Source organism: Chitinophaga sp. Cy-1792, assembly GCF_011752935.1.
Taxonomy (GTDB): domain Bacteria; phylum Bacteroidota; class Bacteroidia; order Chitinophagales; family Chitinophagaceae; genus Chitinophaga.
Map to the genome: position 1 here is coordinate 309,462 of NZ_VWWO01000001.1, position 12,604 is coordinate 322,065.

General features: G+C 40.0%; 10 protein-coding genes. 1 reads left to right on the forward strand and 9 read right to left on the reverse strand.

The window, feature by feature from the left end; translation table 11 throughout:
* Window position 1 precedes the first annotated feature (1 nt).
* Genes F3J22_RS01255 through F3J22_RS01285 form a run of 7 tightly spaced genes read right to left on the reverse strand, consistent with a single transcriptional unit; the run spans window position 2 to window position 8,969 of the window.
* Window positions 2-1,252 (reverse strand): oligosaccharide flippase family protein, encoded by a 1,251-nt coding sequence (locus F3J22_RS01255; RefSeq protein WP_370459397.1) that lies wholly within the window; start codon window positions 1,250-1,252, stop codon window positions 2-4.
* Window positions 1,249-2,271 (reverse strand): Gfo/Idh/MocA family protein, encoded by a 1,023-nt coding sequence (locus tag F3J22_RS01260; RefSeq protein WP_167013497.1) that lies wholly within the window; start codon window positions 2,269-2,271, stop codon window positions 1,249-1,251. Before F3J22_RS01260 ends, F3J22_RS01255 begins: the two co-directional genes overlap by 4 nt.
* Before the next feature lie 33 nt (window positions 2,272-2,304).
* The gene (locus F3J22_RS01265) at window positions 2,305-2,877 is read right to left on the reverse strand and encodes an acyltransferase (RefSeq protein WP_167013499.1); all 573 of its coding nucleotides are present in this window, start codon (window positions 2,875-2,877) and stop codon (window positions 2,305-2,307) included.
* 6 nt (window positions 2,878-2,883) lie between these two features.
* Window positions 2,884-4,014, reverse strand: a complete 1,131-nt coding sequence (locus tag F3J22_RS01270; RefSeq protein WP_167013501.1) for a DegT/DnrJ/EryC1/StrS aminotransferase family protein — start codon at window positions 4,012-4,014, stop codon at window positions 2,884-2,886.
* Between the two features lie 5 nt (window positions 4,015-4,019).
* Window positions 4,020-5,303: a nucleotide sugar dehydrogenase gene (locus F3J22_RS01275; protein WP_167013503.1), complete on the reverse strand. Its 1,284-nt coding sequence runs from the start codon at window positions 5,301-5,303 to the stop codon at window positions 4,020-4,022.
* Window positions 5,304-5,340: 37 nt separating this feature from the next.
* Window positions 5,341-6,429, reverse strand: coding sequence for a lipopolysaccharide biosynthesis protein (locus F3J22_RS01280; RefSeq protein ID WP_167013505.1), 1,089 nt, complete (start codon window positions 6,427-6,429; stop codon window positions 5,341-5,343).
* 35 nt (window positions 6,430-6,464) lie between these two features.
* The gene (locus F3J22_RS01285; protein WP_167013507.1) at window positions 6,465-8,969 is read right to left on the reverse strand and encodes an SLBB domain-containing protein; all 2,505 of its coding nucleotides are present in this window, start codon (window positions 8,967-8,969) and stop codon (window positions 6,465-6,467) included.
* Between the two features lie 400 nt (window positions 8,970-9,369).
* Between F3J22_RS01285 and F3J22_RS01290 the strand changes: the two genes are divergently transcribed.
* Entirely contained in the window at window positions 9,370-9,870 is a 501-nt protein-coding gene (locus F3J22_RS01290) for an RNA polymerase sigma factor (RefSeq protein WP_167013509.1), read from the forward strand.
* Between the two features lie 92 nt (window positions 9,871-9,962).
* Here the strand turns inward: F3J22_RS01290 and F3J22_RS01295 are convergent, their stop codons facing one another.
* Window positions 9,963-11,558, reverse strand: coding sequence for a hypothetical protein (locus F3J22_RS01295; RefSeq protein ID WP_167013511.1), 1,596 nt, complete (start codon window positions 11,556-11,558; stop codon window positions 9,963-9,965).
* 113 nt (window positions 11,559-11,671) lie between these two features.
* Window positions 11,672-12,604, reverse strand: coding sequence for a GDP-L-fucose synthase (locus tag F3J22_RS01300; RefSeq protein WP_167013513.1), 933 nt, complete (start codon window positions 12,602-12,604; stop codon window positions 11,672-11,674).

A 12,604-nucleotide genomic window follows, 5' to 3' on the forward strand; every position in this document is an offset into this window, starting at 1 on the left:
TTTAGCGTACTATTTTTCTGATCAGATAATAATAATATGAGTATACAATAACATCAAGGCCGGCGTAAGCCAGCAGCAGCGATTCAACAGATAAATATTTCACTCCGATGGCTGATACCGTTACCAGCAGTACAAAATATGTTAATTGCCATCTGGCCAGTGTTCCCAATTGTTGTGTAGCAATAAACACAGAAGACAATGGAGAAACGATAAACCGTACCAGGAAAGAAATCGTCATTATCTGCAGGAGATGGCCTGCGGGCGCCCATTTGGCGCCGAATGCAATTTTGAATACCAGTGGAGATAATATTGCCATACCAATTGCAATAGGCACTCCTATTACAAAAAGTAATTTCACCGAACTATTTAGTTCCCGTATTACAACCTTTCTGTCGTGTATTACTTCTGAAATCTTTTTAAAGAAAATCTGGCCAATTGCTTGCCCTATCAAGGTTGCAGGAATCGTGGCAATCCTCATTGCTATAGAGTAAAAGCCCAACGTTTCATTTCCATATCCGGTACGTATAAAGAATATCGGTATGAAAATGGAAATATTATCGAGCAGACTGGATGGGGCATTGATATATAAAAACTTTCTGTATTTCCAGAGGATGTTATTTAAAGCTTTTATATTCAGGTCAAGTATTCCCTTTCGCAGTCTCAATGCTAACGTGGCAAGTATACATGCGATCAGCAGCCCCACTGCATAGCCGGTAGCCAGGTTTAATGCTTTGGCCAGAAAAAGTCCGCTTATCAGCTGTACGGCTACTGTTACTACGCTTTGTGTTACCCGCGACTGAGATATAATTTTATACTTACCAAACCGATTGGCCAGGTAGGAACTTGTATTGAGGTAAGAAAACAGAAACAATGAAATTGCAACTAATACTACGTCGTACCAGGTTTCTACCGATTTGAAACTGGTATACCTGGATACAAAAAAAAGTATCACCGGAAATATCAGGCTCAACCCGGCAGAGAGTGTAACGGCAACACAGAAAACTTGCAGGGCTTCTCTTAAACCTTTAGGCAGCATAATTGCCATCTCATACCGTCCGCTCACAACAGCTCCCAAGATGCTTATTAAACTTGTATATACTGCGTATATTCCAAATTCAGAAGGTGTAAATATCCTGGTAAGTAAGGGATAGGACAAAATGCTGACAATCTGGGCTAATGCAGTACCAGAAATGAGAATAAAAAAATTTCTCACAAAAGGCGAGGTCGCAATTTTGTCCAATCTCATTATCATAATGCGCTTCTATAAATCCGTTCGATTATATCTACTACTTTGAGCCCTTCGAGTGCGTTAGTAGTAATGGATGCCCGTTGTTTCAATACATCTACAACGTTCTCAATTACGTAGTGATGATTTTGTGCAGATCCTTTGTAGGCGCCATAATCATTACCCGGATTGGTAGGTTTCAGTTCAGGCATTTCATAATCCTTGATATTGCAAACTTCCACTTCATTCATGTACTGACCACCAATCTTCACGGATCCGTTTTCAGCGATGATCGTCATGCTACTTTCGAGGTTCTGGTTCCATACAGAAGTAGAGAAGTTAATACAACCTACACCACCGTTAGCAAAATCGAAGCTGACAAGCCCTGAATCTTCAAACTCAGTGAGGCCGGCATGGTTAAAGTTTGAAAAGCGGGAGCGGATATTTTCAATATCACCAAACAACCAGTAGAGAATATCGATGAAGTGGGAGAACTGTGTAAACAGGGTACCGCCATCCAGCTGTTTGTTACCATGCCAGCTGTCTTTTTTATAGTACCTGTTGTCACGATTCCAGTAACAGTTTAACTGTACCATGAAGATTTTACCCAGTTTACCGGATTCAATCATTTCCTTAATCCAAACAGAAGGAGGAGAATACCTGTTCTGCATTACAGCAAAAACATGCTTATGAACCTGGAGTGCTTTATAGATAACTTTCTCGCCATCAGCTTTCGTTAATGACATTGGTTTTTCAACTACTACGTGGCATCTGGCGTCCAGGATTTGTAAGGCCTGCGCAGCATGGAAACCATTAGGTGTGGCTATATTTATCACATCGGCTTTGATTCCTGAGGCCAGGAAAGCATCCAGCGTATTAAAAAGCGGCACATCTTCGTATGGATAATTCAGCTTTTCTTTTGGCTGTACATCGATTACTGCAACGAGTTCTGATTCAGGATTTCTGTGAACCATTTCAGCATGACGTTTGCCTATGTGACCAAAACCAACAACCGCAAATTTTACTTTATCTTGAACATCAATCATTTCTTTGCTTATTTGAGTAGTTTTCAAACAATTCTAGTTAATTCTTTCAACAGCGCCATTTTCAAGTTTATATACCTGTCCGCTTTCAGGGCAGGTAGCTGTATTACCTTCATTGAAGTGTAATCTGTGTCCATACTCGCTCATCCAACCTATTTGCTTGGCAGGATTACCAACTACGAGGGCATAGGCAGGGATAGTCTGGGTTACAACAGCACCGGCACCAATAAATGCAAATGGCGCGATATCCTTTCCACAAACAATCGTTGCATTTGCACCAATGGTCGCTCCTTTACCTACGTGAGTTTTCAGGTAACTATTCTTCCTGTTGACAGCACTTCTTGGATTAATGACATTGGTAAAAACACAGGAGGGTCCCAAAAACACGTCATCATCACAGGTCACGCCGGTGTAAATGGAAACATTATTCTGTACTTTAACATTTTTACCCAGTACAACATCAGGAGATATTACCACATTCTGACCGATGTTACAGTTCTCTCCAAGCACTGCACCTGACATAATATGTGAGAAGTGCCAGATTTTTGTATTGTCTCCAATACTGCAATTATCATCTACTACAGCCGTTGGATGTACGAAATAAGACATATAATATTATTTAAAGAACTTCTTAACGTGGTCAATGATGAAATCCTGTTCAGCTTCCACCATTTCTGTATGGATAGGCAGAGAGATAACGTTGTTACACAGCTCTTTGGTGACTTTCAGCTCTCCGCTTATTCTGCCAATTTCCATAAAGGCTTCCTGCTCATTTAATGGAATAGGATAATAGACCATTGCCGGAATACCATTTTCTGCCAGGTAATCTTTCAGTTGATCCCTTCTTCCATCTTTTACCAGCAGGGTATATTGATGAAATACGTGTGTAGAATCATTATTACGAACAGGTATTTGTAATCCTTCAATGGAAGAAAAAGCGGTATCATATCTGGCTGCTACCTGTTGGCGGGCAGCGGAATATTTATCGAGGAATTGGAGTTTAACACCTAAGATGGCAGCCTGTATGGTATCGAGGCGGCTGTTAACACCAATTACTTTATGTACATATTTTTTTGACTGACCATGATTGGCAATTAGTGCTGCCTGGTCAGCTAATGCTGCGTTGTTAGAGTATATTGCTCCTCCATCACCATAGCATCCCAGGTTTTTCGATGGAAAGAAAGAAGTACAACCAAAATCACCGATAGCACCAGCCATTTTCTGACTGCCGGTCTTTGGAGAGGTATACACCGCTCCGATAGCCTGTGCAGTGTCTTCAATTACGTATAGGTTATGGCGTTTTGCAACTTCCATGATCCCATCCATATCAGCACATTGGCCAAAAAGGTGTACCGGTACAATTGCTTTTGTTTTAGGAGAAATGGCTTTTTCAATTTCCTCCGGGGTTACACAGAACGTATTAGGGTCAACATCGACCATTACCGGGGTTAGTTTTAAAAGTCCGATTACTTCAGCAGTTGCGACATACGTAAATGCAGGAACGATTACCTCATCGCCAGGTTGAAGATCCAGCGCCATCATGGCGATTTGTAATGCATCAGTACCATTTGCGCATGGAATAACCCGGGGCACATCCAGATAGGTCTCTAATGCTGCAGCAAAGTTCTTAACCTCCGGCCCATTTATAAATGCTGTAGAATTGATACAATTGAGAATTGCCGTATCTATCTCGTCTTTAATTTTAAGGTATTGACCATGCAGGTCTACCATTTGGATTTTTTTCATAGTAGTTATAATCTGCCATCTACGAGTTCACGATCAAGGAATGCTTTGGTATCAAAGATTACGGCATCATGGCCGTTTCTCAAATGCTTATAATCCAGCTGTTTAAATTCATCATGGGCAACAGCAAGTATCACACCATCATATTTATTGTCGATATCTTTAACCAGTCTGATATTATATTCTTTATGTACTTCCTCTGCATTGGCATAACTGTCGTACACATCCACTTCTATATCGAATTGTTTTAATTCTTTATAGATATCAATTACCCTGGAATTTCTGATATCCGGGCAGTTTTCCTTAAAGGTAATTCCAAGAATAAGTACACGGGCACTATCTACTTTATGTCCTTTCTTGATGAGAAGTTTTACCACTTTATTGGCAACAAACATCCCCATATTGTCATTCACACGTCTGCCGGATAAAATTACCTGTGGATGATATCCCAGATGTTCAGCTTTATGGGCAAGATAGTAAGGGTCTACACCGATACAGTGTCCACCTACCAATCCCGGCTTATATTTCAGAAAATTCCATTTGGTAGCTGCGGCTTCAATAACATCAGTAGTATCAATACCTATTCTGTCGAAGATGAGTGCCAGCTCATTTACAAAACTGATATTGATATCACGTTGTGCATTCTCAATTGCTTTGGAAGCTTCTGCTACTTTGATATTGGGAGCCAGGTGTGTACCTGCTGTAATAATGGATTTATAGAGGTTGTCTACAATCGTTGCTATTTCAGGGGTAGAGCCTGATGTTACTTTCTTAATCTTGGTAAGCGTATTTACTTTATCCCCTGGATTAATTCTTTCCGGAGAGTAACCACAGAAGAAATCCTCATTGAATTTCAGGCCTGACACTTTTTGCAGAACCGGTACGCAGTCTTCTTCAGTACATCCCGGGTATACAGTTGATTCATAGATAACGATATCACCTTTTTTAAGGATCCCACCAATTGTTTTTGATGCAGAAAGCAGTGGTTGAAGATCAGGCGTTTTAAACTGATTAATTGGGGTAGGGACAGTTACAATAAAGATATTATATGCTTTAAGGTCTTCCGGTTTCGCGGATAATCTTAATCCACAATTGTTTTCAGTTTTTCTTTTTTCCAATACAAGGTTAAGACTATCAAGGTCAGCTTCTAAAGTATGGTCCTTGCCAACTGAAAGTTCTTCTACTCTACTTTCATTAATGTCGAAACCAAGTACGTCATATTTTTTTGCAAATTCAATTGCCAGGGGCAGGCCTACATAACCTAATCCAATTATGGCGATTTTATATTCCATATTTGTAGATTTTGTCAATAAACGAGGTATCAATAATCTATTTCATAATTTCCTGTAACATTCTCCTTACAGTCAGGAAAGCAATTGCCAGCATTGCGCCTACTATACCACCAATTATCAGTGATTTTGCTTTTCCGGTTTTTACTTTTTCAAGTGGTCGGTTTGGAATATCTATAATCTGAATAATAGGAGTTTCCTGGGACATGGCCATTTTACTCATTTCAAGATTCTTCACTACTTCACCATATATGGTTTGTAGAACCATTTTATCTCTGGTAAAAACTTCTGTCGGAACTGAAGCGACTCTTCTTGCCGGGTTCATGTTTAAGTCCTGCTGGGCAGCGGCTGCATAGCTTTTTCTGTTCAATAAAAATTCAACAGAGTCTGCTTTTGCCTGTAATCTGTCAACAGTTGCTTTAGACCTTTGCGTACGAGTTGTTACATAGAAATCTATTGCTTCTCTAACCAGGCCTTGTACAAAAAGCAATGAAAACAATTCACTTCTGGAAGTACATTTAGCACTGATGATATTCACTTTTTTATCCGGTTTACTAATATCAAGGTTTTCTTTGAGCAGCTGGTTATAAAGAACATTCATGATACTATCCTGGACAGGAGTAAATTTTTTCCGGTCTGAATTAGCAGGTAGCTGAATATCTTTCAGTCCTGGTTTTGAGCTCCACTTATCATGCAATTTATATGCCTCAATATATTCGTCGGCCAGACTTTTCTTTGGATGGGTCGAATCAAAAGGATAAAGCAACGCTTTTTCCACCATCAGCCTTGATTTCAGGAAACCAAGAATATTATCACCTGAGAACAGACCTGAACCACCGCTCATCCCCCCGAGATCAATACCGAACTGACTGGCAATACCCGCATACGCACTTAACCCTCCACCTTTGGGCTCCTCCATAATGAAAGTCATTTCACCGGTATATTTGGGGTTACTGAAAAATGCAAATAAAACGCCCGCTCCTGCACCTGCAATCCCAACTAATCCTATTATTAACCATTTTCCAATAAGATAGCTAACAAAACCTTTAATTTTAAGAATCAGGTCTTTCAGGGTAATTTCACCGGAAGCCATTGTTTCCTGAGATGTGTTGCCTGTAGTGTTAAACATTTAAGTCGTTTTTACTAAAAATCATTCCTCTTTTCTTATTTAACCCTGTCTAATAATGTAACCAGAATCAGCGCTATAGAGGCTACACCACTACCAATTGCAATCGCTTCCTGCCCGCTAAGGCCTCGCTTCTCTCTCTTCGCCGGAATATATATTTCTGATCCAGGCTGTACTTTTGGATACCTGTTAAAGAAAAAGACCTTCTTCGTATTTTTTACTTCTCCATTGGAGTAAACAATATAGCTCCTTCTTTTCAGTGACTGACCGGTAAAACCACCGGCACCACGGATGTAGTCTTTGAAAGTAATTCCATTATCGAAACGTACTTTTTTAGGGAAGTATACTTCACCAAAGATCTGTACGGTTTGTACTTTCTTCGGTACTTTAATAATATCCCCTTCTTCCAGGAACAGATCATATTTTGATCCAGGGCTTTTCAATATCTGGTCAAGATTGATACCCAATAATTGTTCCTGTTTGGATACGGTTGTTTTTATCTTCTTCACATCTGAAGTATCCTGCATTTTGCTGTAGAACACTTCCAGTTTATTCGACAACAAGGTACTGTCAGATTTATTAACAAAAGTCTTTCTTAACATCACAGCTCCTGCAGCATATGCATCCGCTCTCAGCCCGCCGGTTCTTTTGATGATATCTGAAATTCTCTCTGTACTCTTGCTGATAACGTAATTCCCCGGATAAACAACTTCTCCGTCAACACTCACACTTCCCTGGGTAGAATAAGTCGGGCTTTTTCTGATAATAACCTCATCAAATGGCTCCAATACAAAATTTCTCGCCGCTGAGTTGGAAGACAGATCTTCATTTACATCGAAGTGCATAACTATCGCACGTTCCGTATTACTAGGTTCATAGTCATCCGATCTTACTCTTCTGGATATTTCAATTCTTTTAATGGAAGCTGCATCTTTAAATCCACCCGCAATAAGGATCAGATCTTCCAGGTGCATGCTGTCTGCATATTTAAAATAACCGGGATTATTAACTTCTCCTTCAATTCTAACTTTGTATTTCTCACGCAAATCGAATTTGGAAAAGATAATGACACTATCTTCCCTTTGGACAGGAATTACTTGTGTTCCGTTTAATACGGCAGCGACATCAAAATTTAAATAAGCCGGTGTGTAATCAGATTGTAAACGCCTGATCAATCCACGAGACAATGCTACTGTTTCTTTGGTTCCACCTGCTTTATTAATCAGGTCCAACACCGTCATATGCTCATCAACAGCATATTCTCCCGGTCTGAATACTGCCCCTGAAATACTGATACGGTTGGTAAATCTGGAGATAATTGAGTCAACTACAAATTTATCACCGGATTTCAGGCTCAATGTCGAAACAGATGCCAAAGGAATATTCAATACCTCGCGTTCATTATTATTGATTCTGTAGGCATGAATAATATCGCGGTAAGCAATATCTGTAAATCCGCCTGCATAGTCCAGGATGTCCTGCAGATGTTCATTATCTTTTGCTTCAAAGATCGCAGGATGTTTAACTTGTCCTATCAGTTCTACCCTGGTTTTATAAGGGTTCACCTTAACGATGTCCTGATCCTGGAGCACTATATTATTACTAAGATCGCCACTTTTCAGGAAATCATATAAGTCGAACGTGCTTATGCTAACACCATTTCTGATCACCTGTATATTTCTGAGGGAACCATTTTCGTCAGGGCCACCGGAGACATATAACAAATTGGCGACAGTAGCAAGGGAAGGCACGCTATAGGTACCAGGGCGTTCTACTTCACCAATCAATGTCACACGAATGGTCCGGATATTTCCAAGGGTAATCTGTACAGATGTATTGCCAGTACGAATTCCGGCGTAAATACTTCCCAGCTGTTTGGTAATACGCGCCTTTGCCTCCTCCATGGTCAGCCCGTTGACATATACCGGTCCAAGATTCGGGATACGGATATACCCGTCAGGTGTAACTTTCAACCGATGTTGAACTTCGGAATATCCATAAACATCAATTAAAACTTCATCATCAGTTGCTAACTTATAATTGGGCGGAGTTGGAATGCGGAGATTGGGTTCAAAGGTCAGATTTTTGTTACTAAAGAGATCAAAGCCAAATATTCGTCGCTTTCTTTCCTCTTTCTTTTCCTCGGCTCTTTCATATTCGGTTTTCCTTCTATCTCTCTGGTCAAATTTCAGGGTATCAGTACTGCCATCTACTTTTCTTCCTCCTGTATCCCTGCTACTGCTGTCTGTATTTTCACCGTTACCATTGCCATCCAGTTCTTTATCCAGACCTAGCTGTATTATCCTGTCTTTAAGTTTGGCTACTTCTTCTTCCGGGATTCCTTTCTGCTCAGCATATTTATCAATATCCTGCATCGTCAGTTTATTCTTTTTCATCTCCGCAACGATCTGTCTGATCTGATCATCTGAAAGGTTATCTATTTTTATCTGTTTAACCTGGTCTTTTGAAAAAGATGGAACCTGCGCCTGAATACTGAAAAAGCAAAATAGGAACAGCTGGATTAGCAATAAATTCTTAAACATGAATTTTCGTATATCTTATTACTTCTGGAATAATTCTTTAGCTCAAAAAATGACATATTCAGCAAATATCTGCAAAATATTGCGCAAATCTATACAAAATAACATTTAAATGTTATTAGACAATAAGAATCCTTTTCGTCTGGACAATAACAACCTGAACAATGGATTGTTTGCCCCCGGCTTGCCATTAGATAATATGTAAAAAATCATAAACAACTAATTATCAGATAATTACTTAAAGGGATTGATAAATTTTTATTTTCTTATAGAAACTATTCACACTTTATTCTCGTTTATTATAAAAAGTGAATGTTCGACCATTTAACTCCATTTCATACAAGTCATATTAAATTTTAATCCCATTTTTGTTTAGCTAGTTTACCCTTTAAAATTTAACAAAATGTCATCTGTTGAATTTAACGCGTTACTCGTCGGAAACATCGGATTCCTCAAACCATTTGCATTTCAACTGACGAAAGACCGGGAGTCAGCCAAAGACCTTTTCCAGGAAACAATAACAAGGGCATTGGTTCATCAGGAAAAATACCTGGAAGGCACAAATATCAAGGCCTGGCTATTTACTATAATGAGAAATATCTTCATTAACAATTACCGTAAAAACACCAAGTTCAGAATTATTTATAACCCGATCATTACTGACTTGCAAAAGGAGTCCACCAAAGATTCAGTGGCTAATATGGCAGAATCCGTAATTGTCTCAAAAGATCTTCACAGCAAGCTCCAGACCTTACCTGAAATTTTCAAACAGCCATTCCAGTTATATCTCGATGGTTATAAATACATAGAAATAGCTGCCATCCTTCAGGAACCGCTGGGCACGATCAAAAGCAGGATACACTTTGCACGCAAAAATCTCAGGGTAAGAATTAATCGGAACTAACGCCGGCAACGGAAGACCAAATAAAAAACCTTCTGCCTTACATTAATGAATGCAAGCGCAGAAGGTTAAATATTATTGGAAGTAAGATTGTCCTAGAAGTCGTAATAGAATTGCCTGAAGGTACTTCTGAGGCCAAAGCTGAATATCAGGTCTGTTGATTTACTCAGGTCATTACTGAGCTTTCTCGCTGCCAGGGAAGCCTCCACCCTTAAATTATATTTAGGGTTAAGCACATATGCAATAGTGCCTTGTGCGTAAGTCAGATTGGTCTTAACACCTTGTCCGATCCAGTTGCCATACTCGTTGACATGGGTGGTATATGGCTTGGAAATATCGTGTCCGTAATTCACATCCGGGCTCGGGTCCGCACCATACTGCGCATACATAATCTCTCCTCTTCCATACCATCTTTTGTATTTGTAGGTCGCTATTCCCAATACTTCCCAGAAATTGGCACCAAGCGGGTGGGCCAGCGACTGATTGTAATGTTCATAATTGATGAGCGTACTCTTGTAGGAGTAAGTATATGGGCGGGCAACATTAAATTCTCCCTGAAGGTCCAGTTTATTTACTTTAAACAAGTCAAAGGAGCGGAATCCGATTTGTCCGGCTTGTTTATTAGCCCACCATCCTTTACCTGAAAATACCTCCTTCAGCTTAAACTCATCCAGTACCAACTGACCATAGAGGGTCGTTTTAGGAAACAATTTGTATTTAAAATTGGCGCCAACCAATGCATTATCAGAAGAACCCTCTGAAAATTCAGCAGAACGCAGGAAGATGATAGGGTTCATATAACTCCAGTCAAATCCACGTTTCCGGCCAGAAGAGTCGGCATCCGGCCAGATAACGGCATCGAATAAACCGATCGTGAGCTTCTTATTGACATTCCAGTCAAGGAAATGAAATACGCCCCATTTTTTATAAAAGCCAAGGTCTTCGTATGCTGAGGCAAAATCCTTGCTGTGCTTATCCATAAACTGGGCCCACATAGCCGTATACTGTACGCTCCCAAGCGTACCCGTCAGCTGCAGGTAAGGATAGGAAAAGGTTATGTCAGACAGGATCATGGATCTGTAACCGTCTCCGATGAAATTCTGGCCATATCCTGCTTTTAAATTCAGGTATTTATTAGGCGTATAGGATAAGAGTGCTGTTGCATAGTTATAATCGAATGCCTGACCGTTGGATATATACTTGATACCCCCCTGACCAGGAATGATGTCGTTGCGGCGGATAAAGTCATCCAGGTAATGTGGGAATTTGGCCTGGTTTTCAAAGAAGGTAGATTCAAAATAAAATTTCGGGCCGATATTCGCCTGTAATGAGACGCCACGGGTGTTGGTATAAAGCGTTTTACTTTCGTCCCGTGATTTTCCTACCTGGAAATCCGGCAGGAAGTCAATAAATACGTTATAATCCTGGTGTCTGAACTCCAGCAGATGCTCCTGAAACAGTTTTCTATGGAACAAGGAACGTTTTACAGTGTCTGTCTGGGTATATAATGCACTTGTATCTACATGCAGAATTGGTTTAAATGCTGTATGATGATTGGCAGTGTCTAAATAAAGTTCCCGGATATTTTGCGGATTATATGGCAGGATGACGGGTTGCTTTTCCTGAGCCTGTGTTTTTATTATACTAAGCAGCATAATGCACAGGACCGTTAAGTTTACAAACTTTTTCATGTTAGGTTCTTTTCTTGATAGCATGGAATCAGAACAAGGTGCACTTCAGCAAAATTATCTGCTGAAAAATAAGTATATGCGTATATGTTAGTAAGAGATTATTGCATTCTCCATTACTTCCAATGAAGCGTATCTAAATTGGCATAAACAGACCGGATACCGTCTTCGAGTTTGATTTGGGCAGACCAGCCAAGGCTCGTTAATTTTGCTACATCCATGAGCTTTCTTGGTGTTCCATCTGGTTTTGATGAATCAAAAACAATTTCACCCTGGTATCCAATAATATCTTTTATAAGATGCGCCAGATCAGCAATAGAAATATCATGCCCCACACCTATATTTATAGGACCTTTTTCACTGTAAATCTCCATCAGGTAAAGACAGGCAGCTGCCATGTCATCGACATGCAGGAATTCCCTTAAAGGTGTGCCTGTTCCCCATAATTGAACATGGTCAACGTTTTTCAACTTTGCTTCATGTATTTTCCTGATCATAGCAGGCAATACATGAGAATTATTTAAATCATAATTATCATTAGGACCATACAGATTTGTTGGCATTACTGATATAAAATCGCATCCATACTGATCTCTGTAGGAATCACACATTTCAATACCAGCGATTTTTGCTACTGCATAAGGCTGATTAGTAGGTTCCAATGGCCCGGTTAGCAGGTAGGATTCTTTAAGTGGCTGCGGAGCCAGCTTAGGGTATATGCAGGATGAGCCCAGAAACATCAGCTTTTTAACGTTATTCAGCATCGCATGATGAATAACGTTAGATTGAATCATCAGGTTCTCATAAATGAACTGGCCTTTGTAAGTATTGTTTGCACCGATTCCCCCTACTTTAGCAGCTGCCAAAAACACATAATCCGGCTTTTCGGTAGCAAAGAATGCCTCAACAGCAAGTTGGTCTGTCAAATTAAGCTCAGCAGATTTCCGGGTAACGATATTTTCATATCCTTTACTTTTCAGTAACCTGACTATCGCAGAGCCAACCATGCCTCCTGAACCAGCCACATATATTTTATCGTTTTTGTTCAT